At 68.3% G+C, this 18,075-nt stretch carries 17 protein-coding genes and 2 pseudogenes; 16 read left to right on the top strand and 3 right to left on the bottom strand.

The window, feature by feature from the left end:
- The first annotated feature begins 28 nt into the window (after window positions 1-28).
- The 13 genes from M2351_RS32515 (at window position 29) to M2351_RS32455 (ending at window position 12,756) form a co-directional block, all read left to right on the top strand.
- A complete protein-coding gene (locus M2351_RS32515; protein ID WP_264660132.1) occupies window positions 29-886 on the top strand; it encodes an ABC transporter ATP-binding protein in 858 nt (285 codons plus the stop codon).
- A complete protein-coding gene (locus M2351_RS32510; RefSeq protein ID WP_264660131.1) occupies window positions 883-2,397 on the top strand; it encodes an ABC transporter permease in 1,515 nt (504 codons plus the stop codon). The genes M2351_RS32515 and M2351_RS32510 overlap by 4 nt, the downstream gene beginning before the upstream one ends.
- A 78-nt stretch (window positions 2,398-2,475) precedes the next feature.
- Window positions 2,476-3,507, top strand: coding sequence for an amidohydrolase family protein (locus M2351_RS32505; protein WP_264660130.1), 1,032 nt, complete (start codon window positions 2,476-2,478; stop codon window positions 3,505-3,507).
- Window positions 3,504-4,481 carry an ABC transporter substrate-binding protein gene (locus tag M2351_RS32500; RefSeq protein WP_264660129.1) on the top strand — a complete coding sequence of 326 codons (978 nt, stop codon included), beginning with the start codon at window positions 3,504-3,506 and terminating at the stop codon, window positions 4,479-4,481. Before M2351_RS32505 ends, M2351_RS32500 begins: the two co-directional genes overlap by 4 nt.
- 11 nt (window positions 4,482-4,492) lie before the next feature.
- On the top strand, window positions 4,493-5,302 hold the full coding sequence (locus M2351_RS32495) for an SDR family NAD(P)-dependent oxidoreductase (RefSeq protein ID WP_264660128.1): 810 nt from the start codon (window positions 4,493-4,495) through the stop codon (window positions 5,300-5,302).
- Window positions 5,299-6,105 (top strand): sugar phosphate isomerase/epimerase family protein, encoded by an 807-nt coding sequence (locus M2351_RS32490; RefSeq protein ID WP_264660127.1) that lies wholly within the window; start codon window positions 5,299-5,301, stop codon window positions 6,103-6,105. Before M2351_RS32495 ends, M2351_RS32490 begins: the two co-directional genes overlap by 4 nt.
- 16 nt (window positions 6,106-6,121) lie before the next feature.
- On the top strand, window positions 6,122-6,679 hold the full coding sequence (locus M2351_RS32485) for a cupin domain-containing protein (protein ID WP_264660126.1): 558 nt from the start codon (window positions 6,122-6,124) through the stop codon (window positions 6,677-6,679).
- 49 nt (window positions 6,680-6,728) lie between these two features.
- Window positions 6,729-7,517, top strand: coding sequence for an SDR family oxidoreductase (locus tag M2351_RS32480; RefSeq protein WP_264660125.1), 789 nt, complete (start codon window positions 6,729-6,731; stop codon window positions 7,515-7,517).
- A 29-nt stretch (window positions 7,518-7,546) separates the two neighbouring features.
- Window positions 7,547-8,320, top strand: coding sequence for an SDR family NAD(P)-dependent oxidoreductase (locus tag M2351_RS32475; protein ID WP_264660124.1), 774 nt, complete (start codon window positions 7,547-7,549; stop codon window positions 8,318-8,320).
- Complete coding sequence (locus M2351_RS32470; RefSeq protein WP_264660123.1) at window positions 8,317-9,012, top strand: ThuA domain-containing protein; 696 nt, start codon at window positions 8,317-8,319, stop codon at window positions 9,010-9,012. Before M2351_RS32475 ends, M2351_RS32470 begins: the two co-directional genes overlap by 4 nt.
- Window positions 9,013-9,044: 32 nt before the next feature.
- Window positions 9,045-9,947 (top strand): TauD/TfdA dioxygenase family protein, encoded by a 903-nt coding sequence (locus M2351_RS32465; RefSeq protein ID WP_264660122.1) that lies wholly within the window; start codon window positions 9,045-9,047, stop codon window positions 9,945-9,947.
- Window positions 9,948-10,859: 912 nt separating this feature from the next.
- Entirely contained in the window at window positions 10,860-11,423 is a 564-nt protein-coding gene (locus M2351_RS32460; protein WP_264660121.1) for an MlaD family protein, read from the top strand.
- A 133-nt stretch (window positions 11,424-11,556) separates the two neighbouring features.
- Window positions 11,557-12,756 carry an IS256 family transposase gene (locus M2351_RS32455; RefSeq protein ID WP_264654291.1) on the top strand — a complete coding sequence of 400 codons (1,200 nt, stop codon included), beginning with the start codon at window positions 11,557-11,559 and terminating at the stop codon, window positions 12,754-12,756.
- A gap of 179 nt (window positions 12,757-12,935) precedes the next feature.
- Here the strand turns inward: M2351_RS32455 and M2351_RS45350 are convergent, their stop codons facing one another.
- A complete protein-coding gene (locus M2351_RS45350; RefSeq protein ID WP_406567475.1) occupies window positions 12,936-13,094 on the bottom strand; it encodes a transposase domain-containing protein in 159 nt (52 codons plus the stop codon).
- A 105-nt stretch (window positions 13,095-13,199) separates the two neighbouring features.
- Here M2351_RS45350 and M2351_RS45345 point away from each other — a divergent pair.
- Window positions 13,200-13,784, top strand: a pseudogene (locus tag M2351_RS45345) (transposase); the annotation flags it as partial.
- On the opposite strand, the gene M2351_RS32450 reads toward M2351_RS45345, so the two are convergent.
- A complete protein-coding gene (locus tag M2351_RS32450) occupies window positions 13,746-15,521 on the bottom strand; it encodes a recombinase family protein (protein WP_264660120.1) in 1,776 nt (591 codons plus the stop codon). The pseudogene M2351_RS45345 and the gene M2351_RS32450 overlap by 39 nt on opposite strands.
- Window positions 15,522-16,004: 483 nt before the next feature.
- Here M2351_RS32450 and M2351_RS32445 point away from each other — a divergent pair.
- Both M2351_RS32445 and M2351_RS32440 read left to right on the top strand, forming a co-directional pair.
- Window positions 16,005-16,334 (top strand): annotated as a pseudogene (locus tag M2351_RS32445) (helix-turn-helix domain-containing protein); the annotation flags it as partial.
- Window positions 16,229-16,918, top strand: coding sequence for a transposase (locus tag M2351_RS32440; protein ID WP_319801953.1), 690 nt, complete (start codon window positions 16,229-16,231; stop codon window positions 16,916-16,918). The pseudogene M2351_RS32445 and the gene M2351_RS32440, both read left to right, overlap by 106 nt.
- 88 nt (window positions 16,919-17,006) lie before the next feature.
- Here the strand turns inward: M2351_RS32440 and M2351_RS32435 are convergent, their stop codons facing one another.
- Complete coding sequence (locus tag M2351_RS32435; RefSeq protein ID WP_264660118.1) at window positions 17,007-17,831, bottom strand: class I SAM-dependent methyltransferase; 825 nt, start codon at window positions 17,829-17,831, stop codon at window positions 17,007-17,009.
- Window positions 17,832-18,075: the final 244 nt, after the last annotated feature.

Genomic DNA, 18,075 nt, shown 5'->3' with positions numbered 1-18,075 from the left:
GCGTGGCCTGTCGCCAGAACGAATGCCGATGCGTCCGGACTCTTCGGGTGCCCTCCGGCAACCGCAACCAATCCCTTTCGGACGCGCTCCGGCGGCGGACAGCCACGCCGTCCTGACGGGTGTCACCCGCATCTTTGATTCGGCGGTCCATGCCCTGGGGCCGGTCGACCTGGAACTGCGCCGGGGCGAGTTCTTCTCCATCGTCGGACCGTCCGGCTGCGGCAAGTCCACCCTGCTGGACGTCCTGGCCGGGCTGAGCACGCCCACCGACGGCATCATCACCTTCGAAGGCAAGCGGGTCAGGGGCACGGTTCCCGACGGGGTCGGCGTGGTGTTCCAGGAGGACGCCTCCTTCCCCTGGCTGACCGTGCGCGACAACATCGGCTTCGGGTTGCGCCGCGCCGGCTTTCGCGGGCCGGAAGCCGCGGAGCGGGTGCGCCACGCCATCGACTTCATGGGGCTGAACGATTTCGCCGACGCCTATCCCAACCAGCTGTCCGGCGGCATGCGGCAACGGGTCTGCATCGCGCGCACGCTGGTGATGCGCCCGCGCCTGGTGCTGCTCGACGAACCGTTCGGGGCGCTCGACCAGCAGACCCGTCTGCTGATGGGCGACGAGCTGTTGCGCCTCTGGCGCGCCAGCGGAGCGACCGTGCTGCTGATCACCCACGCCCTGGACGAGGCGGCGATGCTGTCGGACCGGATCGGCGTGATGTCGGCCCGCCCCGGCCGCTTCATCGACATCGTCGAGACCGGCTGGCCGCGCGACCGCACCAGCGCCATCGCCGCCGACCCGTCCTTCGGGGAGGTCACCTCCCGCCTGTGGACCATGCTGCGGGAGGAGTCCATGAAGGCGATGGCCAACCAGCGGAGGGTCGGCGCATGAGCCGGGCCGGCGCCCTGCGCCTGCTCATCACCGTCGGCTGCGTCCTGCTTCTGGAGGTCGCCTGCCGCACCGGGTACGTCGGCCGCGGCACCATGATCCCGCCGTCGGACATGCTGGCCGAACTGGTTCGGCTGATGGGGACGGACGGCTTCTGGGCGCAGGTGGGATCCACCCTTCGCAACATCGTGGCCGCCGCGGTGGCGGCGATGGTCGCGGGCTTCGCCGGAGGGGCGGCCCTGCACGCCTTTCCGCGCGTCCGGCGCGCGGTGGAGCCGTTGATCGCCAGCTATTACGCCCTGCCCTTTTTCGTTCTGTACCCGCTGTTCATCGTCCTGTTCGGCATGAACGCCGTGCCGATCATCGCCATGGGCTTCCTCTACGCCGTGATGGCGATGGTCACCGGCACGCTGGCCGGGCTGGACCGCATCCCGCCTGTGCTGCGCAAGGTCGGCCGGACCTACCGGCTCGGCTGGTGGCAGGACGCGCTGCTGATCCAGCTGCCCGCGGCGGGGCCGCACATCTTCACCGGTGTGAAGCTGGCGCTGAGCTATTCCGTGACCGGCGTCATCGGCGCGGAGTTCATCCTGGCGAGCAGCGGCCTCGGCTACTCCATCTCCTTCGCGTACAACAATCTCCAGGACCGGACGATGTACGCGCTGCTGCTGTTCGTCGTGGTCTTCGTCTCCACCCTGACCATCCTGCTGCATTGGGCCGAGCAGAAGGTCCATCACCGCTCCGGCGCCGGACGCGTCGGCACGGCGCGCGGCGGTGCCGGAACGGGCGAGAAGCTGGCGGCCGGCGGCGTCATCGCGCTGATCCTGCTGGGGGTCTGGCAGCTCTTCCACGGCATTGCGGGAAACGAGGCCCTGGCGTCGCCGCTGGCCACGGCGCAACGGCTGGGCAGCCTGTTCGGCAACCCCAGCTTCTGGACCAACGTGACGGAAACCGCGCAGGCGCTGGGCCTGTCCCTGCTGATCTCCTGCATCGGCGGCGGGCTCGCCGGCCTGCTCATCGGCGCCAGCCGCGGCGTCTCCAACGTGCTGGAGCCGATGTTCGTGACGCTCTACGCCATTCCCAAGGTCACGCTCTACCCGGTGATCCTCCTGCTTTTCGGGTTGGGCATGCCGGCCAAGGTCGCCTTCGGCGCGCTGCACGGCTTCATCCCGATGATGCTGGTGACCATGGGCGCCATCCGCGCCATGAACCCCGTGCTCCGGCGCTCGGCGAAGGCGATGCGGCTCACGCGGATGCAGACGCTGTCGACCATCCTGGTTCCGGCAACCGTGCCGGAGATCGTGACCGGCTTGCGGATCAGCTTTTCGATCACGCTGCTGGGCGTGATGGTGGGCGAGATGTTCGCGTCCAAGCGCGGGTTGGGCTTCATGATCATGAACGGCATCAGCGTCAACGACACCGCGACGATGATGAGCGTGACCGTGCTGATCGGCCTGTTCGCGGTGGTGGTGAACAGCGCGCTGCTTGCGCTCGACCACCGCATGCACCGCGCCTGACCGCCCGCAAGCCGCACGCTCGCCAATTCCCGACACCATCTGAGCCCGCCGCACCGACGCGCGGGAAGGATCCCGACCATGCCCATCGAGACCGCAAAACTGATCGACGTGCACGCCCATGTCCGGCTTGAGGCCACCAACGGGGCCGCCGGCGTCCATGGCCCGGAGCATGGCGTGGACGAGAACGGCATGCCCTGGTACCGCGTCGGCAATTACCGGCTGAGCGGCGTGCGCCACGCCAACAGCCCCTTCACCGATCCGGAGCTTCGGCTCCAACGCATGGACCGGGCGGGCATCGATTTCCAGGTGCTGTCGGCCAGCCCGCTGAACTACTTCCACCACATCGACGTACCCTCGGCGGTGTCCTTCTGCCGGCGCCACAACGATGCCCTGGCGGAGCTGGTCAACCGCTATCCCGACCGTCTGGGCGGGCTCGCCGCCTTGCCGATGCAAGACCCGCTGGCGGCGAAGGAGGAGCTTGAGCGCTCCGTCACCGAACTCGGCCTGTGGGGTGCCGCGACCGGCACCGAATTCGCGGGCGAGCCGCTGCACAGCCCGGCCTTCGACCCGCTGTACGAAACCTTCGTCACGCTGGACGTGCCGCTGTTCCTGCACCCGGCCCCCGCCGGGATCGACGGTCCGCCGGGCGACCCGGCGCTGAAGCGTTTCGACCTGGACGTCATCATCGGCTTCGCCGCGCAGGAAACCATCGCCGTCGCCACCCTGATCTTCGGCGGCGTGCTGGAGCGCCATCCCAAGCTCGACGTCTGGATCAGCCACGGCGGCGGCGCGGCAGCCTTCACCGCCGGGCGCTTGGCGCAGGCCGGCATGAAGCGCCCCTGGGCCAGCCAGTCGATGAAGAAGGACGGCGCCTTCGAGGCGATGCTGTCGCGCCTGTGGTTCGACACGCACCTGAACGACAGCCGCGCGCTGGACCTGCTGACCCAGGTGGTCGGGCCGGAACGGCTGGTGTTCGGCACCAACTTCGCCGGCTGGGACCAGCCGGAGGACGGGCACCACGGCCCCGTTTCGCCCACCCTGGCCGACAACGCGCGCCGTCTGCTGAGAAAAAACAAGACAGGCAAAACGCAACAAGGAGGAACGCCATGACCATCACCCGTTTCCTGACGCGAACGCTGGCGGCCGTGCCGCTGCTCGGTGGGCTGCTCGCGGCCCCGCAGGCCCATGCGCTGGAGATCATGGCGTCCCACTACGGCGCCCTGCTGAACACCGCCCCCATCGCCGTGGCGTTGGAACGCGGCGACTACAAGGCGAACGGCGTGGACGTCACCGACGTGATGAGTTCCGTCGGCGGCGGCACCGGCATCCGCAACATGGTCGGCGGCGGGCTCGGCTACGGTATCGTCAGCACCTCCACCGCGCTGGCCGGCATCAAGCAGGGGATGGACATCCGCATCGTCCACACCGCGATCCGCCGCGTGGACGACCTGCTGTGGGTGACGCGCCCGGACAGCGGCATCGCATCCGTCAAGGATCTCGTGGGCAAGAAGGTCGGCATCACCGCGCCCAAGTCGTCGAGCGAGCTGATGGTGACCATGGCGTTCGAGGCGGCCGGCTATCCCGGCAAGGCCGACATGGTGGCGCTCGGCTCCGTCGGGTCCGGCCTGTCGGCGCTGGAACAGGGAGGCGTCGATGCCGCCCTGATCCTGGAGCCGCTCTACAGTGCCCGCAAGGACCGCTACAAGGTCGCCTTCTCGCTGGAAAACCTCCCCTCGATGACGCCGACCGTCGGCGTCGCCACCGGCGACTTCATCCGCAAGAACCCGGACCAGCTGCGCGGGCTTCTCGCCGCGTGGCGGTCGGCGGTGAACTTCATCTACGAGAACCCGGAGGAGGCCGCGAAGATGGTCTCCAAGCGCTATGGCGACACCCTGCCGCTGGACGTCGCGACCACCTCCATGAAGCGGATGGCGGCGATCAAGTACTGGAGCCAAGGGGACTTCGACATGGACGCCCTGAACATCTGGGTCAAGGGCATGGAGCGCATGGGCGAGTGGTCCGGCCCGGTGGACTGGTCGAAGGTGCTCGACGGGTCCTTCCTCGCCGCCGACCTGCGCAACTGAGGGTCGCTGCGATGATGACCGGACAGGGGACCTTGGCCGTCGTCATCGGCGGCGGCAACGGCATCGGCGAGGAAACGGCCCGCCTGATGGCCGAACGCGGCTGGCGCGTGGTGATCGCCGATCGCGATCCCGCCGCGGCGGACCGCGTGGCCGCCGACGTCGGCGGGGCGGCGGTGACGCTCGACATCGCCGACGCCGCGGCGGTGGACGCCGCCTGCGCCGCCATCGAGGCGGCGCATGGCCCCGTGGGCGCCCTGGTGGTCGCCGCCGCCGTGTTCCAGGACGTGCTTCCCCCCGCCGAACTGCCGCTGGCGGTGTGGGAGCGGACGGTGCAGGTCAACCTGAGCGGCACCTATTACGCCAACCGCGCCTTCGGCACCCGCATGGCGCATCACGGCCGCGGAAGCATCGTCAACATCGCGTCGATCGCGGCCATCGGCTCGGTTCCCGTCCACGCCTACGCGTCGAGCAAGGCGGCGGTGGTCAGCCTGACGCTGAACCTCGCCGGGGAATGGGGCCGCGCCGGGGTGCGGGTCAACGCCGTCTCCCCCGGCTCCACCCTGGTGCCGCGCGTGGCGGAGCGGATCAAGTCCGGCCGCTACGCCGCCGACCCGGCGGAGTTCACCGCCCTGGGCCGCATCGTCCAGCCGCGCGAGGTGGCGGAGTCCATCGAGTTCCTGGCGTCGGACCGGGCGTCCGCCATCACCGGAATCAATCTGGTGGTCGACGCGGGATGGCACGTCGCCGGCACCTGGGCGCAGTACGGCGGCGTGCGCCCGGCACCGGTCCGGACGGTAACGCCGGCGGGGGCCGCCGGATGAACCCGCTCTCGCTCTCCTACTACACGGTGCCGGAACTGTCGCCGCCGGACATGGTGTCGGTCGCGGCGGAGGCCGGCTGCGCCCATGTGGGTTTGCGCCTTCTGGGAGGGCAGCCCGACGGCGAGCCGATGCCCCTGCTGGCCGACCCGGCCCTGCGCCGCGCCATGAAGCAGCGGATGGCCGAGAGCGGCGTCACGGCGCTCGACGCCAACACCGCGCGCGTCCTGCCCCACACGAACTTGGACGCCTTCCGCCCCTTCCTGGAGGCCGCGGCGGAACTCGGCGCCCGCCACGTGCTGGCGACCGGCGACGACCCCGATGAGGGGCGGCTGGCCGCGCGGCTGGGCCGGCTGTGCGACGACGCGGCCGGCTTCGGCCTGACCGTGCAGTTCGAATTCGTGTCGTGGATGAGCATCCCGAGCGTCACCGCCGCGGCACGCCTCGTGGCCCGGGCCGACCGGCCCAACATGGGCATCGCGCTGGACGCCCTGCATTACGACCGCTCCGGCGGGACGCCCGCCGACGTGGCGGCGGTGCCGCCGGGCTTCTTCGCCTACGCGCATCTGTGCGACGCGCCGCGCGACCACGCGACCGACCGGGAGTCCCTGCTGCACACCGCCGTGAAGGAGCGGCTGTTTCCCGGTGACGGGGGCATCGACCTAGCGGGGCTGCTGCGCGCCCTGCCCCGCGGCCTGCCGCTCGCCTTGGAAATCCCGACCGCCACGCTGGCGCGGACGATGGACGCAAAGTCCCGCGTCGCCCGCGCTGTCGCCGCCACCCGCCGCCTTCTGGCGGGCCTCTGATCGAAGGAGCATCACCATGGCCAGCCCGGAATCCGGTTCCGCCATTCGCGCCTGCGCCCAGGCCGTGATCCAGGCCATCGCGGCGCACGGGCACGACACCGCCAAGCTGAGCGAGGCTCTGCGCGCTCCCCTCGCCGCCCTGGTCGCCCGGCCCGACCTGCGCGAGGCGGGCGTGCCGCGCGTCGGCAACCACGTCGCCAACTCCCAATACCTGTACTACGACGGCGACCTGTCGATCCTGCTGTTCGAGCTGCCGAACGGGAAGCCGGTGCCCGTCCACGACCACGGGAACTGGGAAAGCATGGCGATTTACCGCGGCCGGGTGAAGCACACGGTCTACCAGCGCCGCGACGACGGTTCCGTCCCCGGTTTCGCCGACCTGGCGGTGATCGACGACCGCGTGCTGGAGCCGGGCGACAGCGTGGTGATCGCCCCCCCGGCGGACATTCACGGCTTCATGGCCATGGATGACGACAGCTGGGGCATCACCGTGGCGAGCGGCACCTACAAGGCCGAGCGCTGCTACTTCCAACCGGACGCCAAAACGGTGGTCACCAAGAACCCCCGCGGCTGAGCGGCCAGGCCGGACGGGCAACGCCGAACGGGCAAAAAGGGCGAAACGCATGGATTTCGGACTGAAAGGCAAGGTCGCGCTGGTGCTGGGCGGCAGCCAGGGCATCGGACGGGCCGCGGCGCTCGGCTTCGCGCGGGAAGGGGCGAGCGTCGCCATCTGCGGCCGCGATGCCGAACGGCTGGAGGCCGCCCGCGCGGCGCTCGACGCCGCGGGCGTGCCGGTGCTGGCCGTTCGCGCCGACGTCAGCGCCCCCGGCGATGTGGAGCGGCTGGTCGACATGGTGGCCGACGCCTTCGGCACCGTCCACATTCTGGTCAACAACGCCGCCGGTCCCAAGCCTGGCCCGTTCGACAGCCTGACCGGGGCCGATTGGGAGGATGCCTTCCGCCTGACCCTGATGTCGGCGGTGAACGCCACCCGCGCGGTGCTGCCCCACATGCGGCGGCAGCGTTGGGGACGGATCGTCAACATCAGCTCCTACTCCGTCAAGCAGCCGATCGGCGAGCTGATGCTGTCCAACAGCCTGCGGCTTGGCGCGCTCGGCTGGGCCAAGACGCTGGCGACGCAGGTGGCGCCGGACGGGATCCTGGTAAACACCGTCTGCCCGGGCTGGACCGCGACGGACCGCATGCGGCAGGTCATCGGCGTCCGCGCCGCCGGCCAGGGCCGTTCGGTCGAAGTTGCCGCCGCCGGCATCGCCGCCGGAATTCCGGTCGGCCGGTTCGGCACCCCGGAGGAAATCGCCGACCTCATCGTCTTTCTCGGCTCGGAACGGGCCAGCTACATCACCGGCACCGCCATTCCCGTGGACGGCGGCATCGTCCAAAGCGCGTTGTGATGCGCTCTTCCCACGCTTCGGAGGACTCTATGACCAAATCCGCTCTGGTGACCGGGGCTGGTGGGGGGCTCGGCGCGGCCATCGCGCGCCGGCTGGCCAGCGAAGGCTATCGCGTTGCCCTCCTCGACCTCGACGCCGCCGGGCTTGAGGTCGAAGCCGCGCGCATTCCCGGCGCCCTCGCCTTTCAGGCCGACGTGACCGACGAGGCGCAGGTCGAGGAGGTGGTCGCCGCGATGGCCGAGGCGTTCGGCGACGGTCCCGACGTGCTGGTGAACAACGCCGGCATCGTCCGCTTCGGCGACATCCTGGACCATAGCGTGGCCGACTTCCGCCGCGTGGTGGACGTCAACCTCAACGGCACCTTCATCGTCACGCGTGCAGTGGCGCGGCGGATGGTGGCGCGCGGGTCGGGGGCCATCGTCAACATCACCTCGCTGAACGCCGTCGCCCCCAGCCCCGACGCCGGCGCCTACCCGGCGTCGAAGGCCGCCGTGGCGCTGCTGACCGAACATCTGGCCCTGGCGCTCGCCCCGCGGGGCGTGCGGGTCAACGCGGTGGCGCCCGGCTTCATCGACGCCGGCATGTCCGCGCCCATCTACGCCGACGAGGCGGTGCGCGAGGTCCGGGGCGGGGCGGTCCCCGCCCGGTCGCTCGGCACCGCGGACGATGTGGCCGACGCGGTCCTGTTCCTGGTGTCGGACCAGGCGCGCTACATCCACGGCCAGCACCTGATGGTCGATGGCGGGGTGTCCTTCAGCCTCAAGATGCACCTGCCCCGGCGGGCCCCGACGGTGAAGCGATGACCGGCGCCGTCCGCACTTTGATCCTGACCGGCGGGATCGGCCATCCGTTCGCCGACGCCGCTCCGGCGTTGGGCGATGTCCTGGCGGAGGCCGGCGTCCGGTCCACCATCACCGACGACATCGAGGGCGGGCTTGCGGAACTGGAGCGCGGGGGCTTCGACCTCGTCACCGTCTACGCGCTGCGCTGGCGGATGCTGGGCAGTGAGAAATACGCTCCCCACCGCGACCGGTGGGCCTTCTCCCTGTCGCCGTCGGGACGGCAGCGCCTCGCCCGCTTCGTCGAAGGCGGGGGCGGCCTGCTGGGCCTGCACACCGCGCTGATCTGCTTCGACGACTGGCCGGACTGGAAGGAGCTTCTGGGGGGCGCCTGGGTGTGGGGCCGCTCCTCGCACCCGCCGCGCGGGCCGGTCACCCTGCGCCCGACCGGCCTTCCCCACGCCATCACCGCCGGGCTGCCGCCCTTCACGGTGACGGACGAGGCCTACGGCGATTTCGATCTGGCCGCCGATGTCGAGCCGCTCGCGACGGTCGAGGCCGAGGACGGCGTCCGATGGCCCGCCCTGTGGGCGCGCAGCGTCGGCCGGGGCCGCGCCGTCGCGGACACCCTGGGCCACGACCGCGCGACGCTGGAGCATCCGGTCCACCGGCAAATCCTCACACGCGCCGCCTTGTGGGCGGGCGGTCGCCTCTGATTTCCGATACGACGAACAAGGAGACAACGGTGATGGAACACCTGCACGCACAGACGGCGGCCGGACACCAGGGCCCTCCCCCGCCCGGTCCGACGCCCCTCTTCCGGCCGCTCTCCGGTGCGCTCGGCGCCGAAACCGACGCGATCGACCTCTCCCGGCCGCTCGACGCGGCCACGATCGAAGCCGTGCGGACCGCCTTCCGCGAGCATCACCTGCTGGTGATCCGCAACCAGTCCCTGGACAAGGAGCGCATGTACCGCTTCGCGGAGCTGTTCGGTCCCATCGAAAGCCACATGATCCGGCTGGCCGACGGGTCGAAATGGGACGCCGTGCACACCATCACCAACCTGGACGCCGCCGGTAACCCGGTGGCCAAGCCCTTCATCAGCTCCAACTATTTCTGGCACACCGACAAGTCCTTCCTGGCCGAGCCGTCGCTGTTGACGATGCTGCACGCCGTGGAACTTCCCCCCAACGGCGGGGACACCCAGTTCGCCGACATGACCAAGGCCTATGACGCGCTGCCCGACGCCACCAAGCGACGGATCGACGGATTGAAGAGCGTGCAGAGCCTGGAATTCATGCGCCGCTACACGGGCAGCGCCCCACCGACCGAAGACGACATCGCCGCGGCCCCGCCCATCGCCCACCCGTTGGTCCGCACCCATCCAGAAACCGGCCGCAAAAGCCTGTACATCGGCATGTACAGCTCGCACATCGAAGGCATGCCGGAAGAGGACGGCCGCGCCCTGCTGGAGGAACTGCTCGCCCACGCCACGCAGGATCGCTTCCTCTACACGCACACGTGGCAGCTTGGCGACCTCGTGTTCTGGGACAACCGCTGTCTGCTGCACCGCGCCGTCGCGAACTTTGAAATGGGAAAGCACCGCCGCGTGCTGATGCGCATCGTGGTGAAGGGCACGGTCCCCTCCTGACGGCACACAGGCGCCGTGGTGCATCGAGGAGTGCGGTGACGGACGGAGCCCGGGTCTCCGGTCTTTTCACATAATGCGGACACGGCATTGGGCGGCGGTGCTGGCGGGCATCAACAAGGGCTGGTTTTGACGCCAAGTCGCAAAGCACCGCCAATCCCGCGTCCGCGCACCACGCGACCGCAAGCGACCAGTCGGACCGGAAAGCCGGGCTTTTCCATGCATGAGTTTTCCACGCATGGGATGATCGGCATTCCCCCGACTTGGCCGTGGATTGAGGATAAACGATAAAGCAAAACCAAAGGCGGCAAGGAGATGCGAGCGGGTTTCCGGGCGTACGACGGGTACGACGGGGCAAAGCCACGGGGCAACAGCTTCTGCGCCGGAATGTTCTCTTGCATTTTGAAACACAGATCGTCGCACATCGATCATTGAAAGGCGCACACCGCCGTCAAGAGTGGTACGGTTACATACCGTATCCCGCTTGAATCCAGCCGCTCATGCATTGACGATGCTCCAAGTGTTGAGTGATCTCTGAGTGGGATCGCTCCGAGTGGGATCGGCGCCAGAGACATGACAAGAATTCTGGCTGGATTCGACAGCGGCACGCCGTCGAGGGGTCCTGCACGGTCTTGATGGCCTGTTTTCAGCGGCTTGCCCGGATGGCCTCCCCAGATGGCCTTCCAAACCCCCGTCTCCGAACGCGGTGCTTGGTCGTGCCTTGATCATGCACGGTCGTATGTGGACGACCGCCGCGCGGCAGCCGCCAGAGGAGCCTGAGCATGCGCCGCCCGTCACGCCGGCCTCTCGAAATGCACTGGGGAAACGCCCCCGAACGTGAGGCGTTGCATCCGGCTGTTACGGTATCACGACCCATCCTGGTGTCGAAGCGGTGGCGCCATGGATGACGTCGCCATGGATAACGTCGCCGAGCGGCCGGCGACCGCGCGCGCCGTGACCCGGCGGTCACGGCGGATCTCCGCCATCTGGATCATCCCGCTGGCCGCGGTCCTCGTCGGCGGCTGGCTCGTCTGGCACACGCTGTCGAAGCAGGGCCCGACGATCACGATCTCCTTCGCCAGCGCCGAAGGGCTCCAGGCCGGCCAGTCGCAGCTTCGCTACAAGGACATCGTGTTCGGAACGGTGCAAGGCCTGACGCTGACCCCCGACCACGCCCGCGTGCTGGTCACGGTCGCGACGACCCGCGAAGCCGAGCCGCTGCTGACCGACCAGACCGTGTTCTGGGTCGTCAAGCCGCGGCTGTTCGCCGGCAGCGTCTCCGGCCTGGAAACGCTGCTCTCCGGCTCCTACATCGGCATGCGCCCGCCACAGGCTGAAGGCGGCAAGGCGCAGCGGGAATTCGTCGGCCAGGAGGATCCGCCGGTCCTCGAAGCGGACGTTCCGGGCCGTACCTTCCAGCTGAAGGCCAAGCGGCTCGGGTCCATTTCGCTCGATCGCGTCCCACCGCGTGGTGTCTGAGGCGTGAGGCTGGCCCGCCGGAGCGCTCCCCCATAGCTGGCGCAGGCGGGCCGGCCGTTCGGGAGCGGCGGTCACCGTGTTCTTCGGCTAAGTTGAGGTTGCTTAACGACCATCAACCAAGACGGAGACCACGATGACCGAGGACAGGATCGCTCTTCAGGAGCTGATTGGGAAGAGCGCCGATGCCGACTTTCTGCGCGAGATGGTCGGCTTCGCCGCCCAGCGCCTGATGGAGCTGGAGGTGGAGAGCCTGTGCGGCGCCGGGTATGGCGAACGCAGCGAGGACCGCCAGACCAAGCGCAACGGCTACCGGGAGCGGACCTGGGAGACGCGCGCCGGGGCCATCGACCTGCGCATCCCCAAGCTGCGGCGCGGCTCCTACTTCCCGGCCTTCCTGGAGCCGCGCCGCACCGCGGAGAAGGCGCTAATCGCGGTGATTCAGGAGGCCTACGTGCAGGGCATCTCGACGCGCAACGTCGATGATCTGGTCAAGGCGATGGGCATGACCGGCATCTCCAAGAGCCAGGTCAGCCGCCTGTGCCAGGACATCGACGAGCGCGTGCAGGCGTTCCTGAACCGGCCGCTGGAAGGCGACTGGCCCTTTGTGTGGCTGGATGCGACCTACGTGAAAGTGCGCCAGGACGGCCGCATCGTCTCGCTCGCCGCCATACTGGCCATCGGCGTCAACAGCGATGGCCGGCGCGAGGTGCTGGGGCTCGGCCTCGGGCTGTCGGAAGCCGAGACCTTCTGGACCGATTTCCTGCGCACCCTCACCCGCCGGGGCCTACGCGGCGTAAAGCTGGTGATCGCCGATGCGCATCTCGGGCTGAAGGCCGCCGCTTCCAAGGTGCTGGGCGCCACACTTCAACGCTGTCGTGTTCATTGCATGAGGAATCTCCTCGCCTGCGTCGGCAAGGCGCACCAGACGATGGTCGCGGCCACCATTCGCACCGCCTTTGCCCAGGAGACCGCTGAGGCGGCGCATGAGCAGTGGCGCCGGGTGGCCGACAGCCTGCGGCCGCGCTTTTCCAAGCTGGCGGCGCTGATGGACGAGGCGGAGTTCGACGTGCTGGCCTACATGAAGTACCCCAAGGACCTGCGCACCAAATTGCACAGCACGAATCCTCTGGAGCGGCTGAATGGCGAGATCAAGCGGCGCACCAACGTCGTCGGCATCTTCCCTGGCGAAGGGGCGGTTGTGCGCCTCGTCGGCGCCTTGCTGCTGGAGCAGCATGATGAATGGGCGGTGGCCCGGCGCTACATGACCATGGAAAGCCTGGCCGAGCTGTGCCACCCTCACACCCCTGATCCGCTGTCCATCGCAGCGGAGTAGACCGGCGGCCTCAACCCGCCGAAGAGCACAGAGGCCCCCTCAGACACCACGCCTCGGGGCACGATCTGGAACCCCTGGGTGCGGGCGCTGCGATACTCTGTGGCGGGGCGGTGATCACGACGGAGATAGAACAGGTTTGCAATCGGATCGTGAATGGAGACAAAACGTAAGCGGTGTTTTCAGGCCACGGCGGTTTCGGCCTGCCGAGCATAGCTCCAGGGCAGCAGTTCATCGAGCCTGGTGATCGGATGTCCGCCGGCGAGTTTGGTCAGGACCTCGGCGAACCAGGTCTGCGGGTTGACGCCGCTGAGAACTTGTTTGCAGCGGGTGCGCCCCAGCCGGTGCTGACCGACATGCTACTTTAAGCTGAAGAGGAGTGTTGCGCTGAGGGCGCGGTCTGGTAGGGCTGTGGCTATCGCCAACAGCCATCAGGCCAGCATTCTATGGGCACTGCCGTTCGTCCCGCAAGCACCACTCCGGCGTCTTGGGACGCCTTCTCGGACGTCGATGCCTTCGTCGACGAGGTGCTGACCGAGCTGGCAACGATGGCAGCCGACGGCACCCGTCCGCCTCGTCCCGGACCCAAGGCACCGCTCGCTGGAGCAGCCTTGCGCAAAGCGGTCATGGCGATCCGGTGCGTGTGTTTTTGTGGCATGCAATGGCGCGCCATCGGCCAGCTCTCCGGCATTCCCTTTGGCACGCTGTACACGCTGTTCGCCCGCTGGACCCGGTTGGGGCTGTGGCGCCGTTTGCTCGACCGGTTGCGCCGGACGTGGCGGCTGGCCTGCGGCGATACCGCGGAACCGAGCACGGTGGTGATCGACAGCCGGACCTGCCCTTCGGCCCCGAGTTGCTTCACGCGCGGCGTCGATGGCGGCAAGAAGATCCGCGGCATCAAACTCCATCTCGGCGTAGAGAAGTATGGCTTTCCACTGGCGATCGACGCGTCATCGGCGAACGTGCACGACACCAAAGGGATCGTGCCGGTCCTACGCCAACTCGCTGGCCGCGGCTTCCAAGGGCCGGCCGTCGGCGATCTCGGCTATCGCGGCAAGCGCCTGGCCAAAGCCGGGGAGGCGCTGGGCATCATCGTCCAGCCGATCGCCCGCGGCCGCGATGGGGTGTTCCTCCCCACCGAAATCGCTTGGGTCGTGGAAGTAGTCTTTACGCAATTGACAAAACCGGACGTGCTCGCTTTCCGTGCTGGTGGGCAGCACGTAGCGGATCTCAACATCGGCATCGGTCACGACGACACGGTCGATGAGCAGCAATACGAGTTGCCGACGCTGCTCGAAGGTCGCGGCGGCAAGCCCGTGCTGGACACGCGTGCGGAACGCCTCCAGTGACGCTGCCACGCCAGCCAGATGCTGCTGGCGCGCGGCATCATTGCGCAGCAGCTCCTCCTGGCCAGCCAGGGCCTGCATCCGCTGCTCCAGGTCGCGCCGCCGTCGCTCATACTCATCGAGCGGAATGACCGCCCGTAGATAGGCGTCGGTGAGCCGTTCGAGCTGCTGGCCGAGGTGGGCCTGGGCGCGGCGCAGCGTCTCGCGACGCGCGAGCAATTCCTGCGGCAGCCACGCCCCGCCATGGGCGCGTGCCACCGCGGCGGCGAGCGGTTCCGGTTCCCTCAGCAAGGCGCAGAGATCATTCCAGACCACCTCGTCGAGCTGGTCAGCCGGGATATAGCGAGCGGGGCAGCATGCCGCGCGGGACGCGCTGGTTCTCCGCCCCTTCCCGGTGCACAAATAGTAGGAGGTCCGCCCATTGGCCACCCGCGCCGTGCAGGCCATGCCGCAGCGCCCGCAGCTCACCAGCACGCGCAAGAGGTACGGGTGGGCGGTGTTGTTCCGCCGCGCGAAGGAGCGGTTGGTGGCCAGCTTCGCCTGGACCTCGTCGAAGTGCGCTTGGCTGACCACGGCGGGGACCGGTCCGACCGGGATCCAGGTGTCGGCGGGTTGCGGCACCGCCGTGTCGTGTGACCGGCCGATGGGGTGCGTCGCCGAGCGCCGGTGCGTGGGTGGGCGGCAGCGCGTGCGTTGCGCATAAACCTGCCCGATGTAGGTCGGGTTGCACAAAATCCCCCGGATCGTCGGGCAGGACCAGCACGGTTTGCCCGAGGGGGTGGGGACGCCGCGCGCATCGAGATGGCGGGCGAGGTCCATCAGCGAGGTGCCCGGCTCGCGGTACAGGGCAAACAGCTCGGCCACGACGGCGGCCTCGGCCGGTTCGAGGGTAACACCACGCGGGTCGCGCGGCCGATCCGGGTGCAGGCGATAGCCGTAGGGCGGATACGTCCATGGCAGCAGCAGACCGGCGCGCAGCTTGGCCAGCCGACCGCGGCGCATGCGCTCGGCAATCAGCGTGCGCTCATACTCCGCCACCGCCCCGCGGATCTGCAGCAGCAGATGGTCATGAGGGTCATCACTCATGGGACGGTCCAGAAACTCGGCGATGCAGCCAAACCGGGCCCACTCCTCCAGCAACACCATCTGGTGCACGTAGTTGCGCGCCAGGCGGTCCGGCGCGGTGACGAGCACACGGTCACACTCGCGGCTCTTCACGGCGTCACGCAGGCGGTCGAGCCCCGGGCGCGCCAACGTGGCGCCGCTGTAGCCATCGTCGCGGAAGACATGGCCCGGGTCGAGCACCCAGCCCTCGGCCGCGTGCGCGTGCACATGCGCGCTCAGGCGCTCGAGTTGCTGCTCAATGGTCTGGTGGTCGACTTGGTGGCTGGTCGAGACGCGACCATAGATCGCTACGCGCATGACACACCTCCGGCCGGATTGGGGGCGCCCACGTCGGGGTTGGCGCCGGTGCGGTCATCGCCCACTGCAGAAGGAGTTGATAGGCCCGGTCCCACCGCTGCTGACTGGTTGGCGTCGACACACCGGTGCGCCGAACGCGCCAAGGACACCGCTTTTGCCGCCGCATCCTTCCCTCCTTGGTGAGTGACCTCACCGCAGAGGTAGGACACAACCGCCTCCCACCCGCCGCCCCGCACGTGTGACAAGCTCAGCTGAAGCCGGCCTGTGCGCGTCAGGCAGAACTTGTCATTTGTGATTAGGCCATTGAGCGCTCACTGTCTTGGCTCTCTCGCTACCGCCGATTGAACGCCATTGTCGAGCGGACCAAGGCCCACCTCATCGCCTTCGTCGAGATCGCGTTCGTCTCCATCCTGTCCAGGCGTCTGCGGCGGCTGACCGCCCAGGACATCAGCGCCTGACGCCTACAAACAGACACTCAACGAGCGCGGGCTGCCGGGCTTGCAGGAGGACATGCGCTCCGGACGGCCGCCGACCTACTCGGCGCAGGAGCGCAGCACGGTGATCCGTCTCGCTCTGAGCCGTCCGGCGGAGCTGGAACTGCCCTTCGCCTGCTGGACGCTGGACCGCCTGGTCGCCTACTTGAGTGAGCACGGCATCGGCATGCGCCGCAGCCGGATCAGCGAGATCCTGCTCGATGAAGGACTCAAGTGGCGCCACGAGGAGACGTGGTTCGGCGAACGCGTCGATCCCGATTTCGCCAAAAAAAGGGGGCGATCGAGACCCTCTACACGGCACCACCGGCCGGCAGCATAGTCCTCTGCCTGGACGAGATGGGCCCGCAGGCGAGCAAAAGCTATCCCGGCCAGCGGTTGGTCAAGCCGGCCGGACCAAAAGCCGAGCGGGCCACCCAAGAGATCGATTACGGCCGACGTGATGTCGCCGGCTCCGTCTTCGGCGCGTTCCAGCCGGCCACGGGAGACGCCTTCACCGCGACCTACGAGGGCCGGACCACGACGAACTGGATCGACTTCCTCAGCCAAGTCGAGGGCTGGATCGCGCCGGCCGCCGAGCGCGTCTACGCCGTGGTGGACAACCTCAACACCCACAAAGTGCTCGACGTGCTTCTGTTCAATCTGGCCCATCCGCGTTGGGAGTTTGTCTTCCAGCCCACCTACGCCGCTTCCCTGAACCTCATCGAACCCCGGTGGAAGGTGCTGCGCTCCCTAGCGCTGAAGGGGCGGCGCTTCGAGTGTTGGGCCGAGATCGAGAACGCCATCCACCGCGCCACCGAGTATTGGAACGCTCACAAGCATCCGTTCATCTGGGGACGCCGGCGGCGGCACCGCGCACCCCGCCGCTTCGGGATCGCCACCATGCCAAACGCTACACTCATTTAGCGGATGCACCACTTAGGCACCGTTTTCAGAAGTCCAAAGCGGGGCATACGTACTGGCTGCGGTGCCCGTTCCCCACTGGCGGATCGCGTTAACTCCTTTCGGCCGCTGCTACAATGGCTGGCATCGGCAGCTCGATCTGCCCATCGCGTGCGTGGGCCGCCACTTCCCTCCGGATCGCTTCGCGGATTGCCGTCAACGCTTCCGGTGTTTGGGCGCGGAGCAGCGCCGCGGCGCGAACGGAGCCCCTCATGAGGGCCTCGAATGGCACATCCGGCGATGCCACCCGCCAGACCTGCGGAACCGTGGTCACGGAAACCGATTGAAAACCCGCTGCCTGGAGGCTGCGCTCGCACTGGACCGGATCACTGAACAGGAAGAAGTTGGGGCCGGGCGGCAGGGGCACGTCCAGGCGGCCGTGTGCTTGCACGGCGCCGTAGATGATCCCAAAGCCATCGGATTGCTGGGGCGACGCCCACACGCTGAACGCAAGGCGACCGCCACTCCGGAGCACGCGGAACGCTTCGCGGAAAAAGGCGTCGGGATCCGGGAAATGCGCCACCCCGAAGTTGCTGATCACAGCGTCGAAACCGCCATCCGGAAACGGAAGCGTATCGGCCTCGGCGTCGTAAAACTCGACGGCCGAGCACCGCTGCCTGGCCAGGGTCAGTTGGGTCGTGGAAAAATCGATGCCAACAACTGCCGCATCCCGATCAGCAGCCGCAGCCGCGGCATAGCCTGCCCCGGTCGCAACGTCCACGACGCGCGTGCCGCGCCCCACTCCGGCGGCATCGAGAAGGGCTCCAATGGTCTGCCGAGTGAGAGGGGAGAGGTAATCGTGATATCCGGCGACGATCTCCGCCGCCGACCAGCCCTGGCGCTCGAAGTCGCGAAATGAGGTGGGCGCGTCCGCCATGGAAGCCTCCCTCGCTGCGGTCCGTGCCCAACTCTATACCGATATTCGGCTGGGGAAGTTATCGAAGACGATGTAGGTGAGGCGGCCTCCGGTGCCGACCAACACAGGGGCGGGCTTCTTACGCCCTTTGGTGCCGGTAATCGACGTGATTACGCCGCAAGGCGGTCATCTTTTTTTGCGGCGCAATGATCCAGATGACAGAAACATTCTGATCAACTTTGTGGGGCAGCTCACAGCGGGGTGC

This window comes from Azospirillum canadense (assembly GCF_025961225.1).
Taxonomy (GTDB): Bacteria; Pseudomonadota; Alphaproteobacteria; order Azospirillales; family Azospirillaceae; genus Azospirillum; species Azospirillum canadense.
This window is presented reverse-complemented; position numbering and strand designations above follow the sequence as displayed.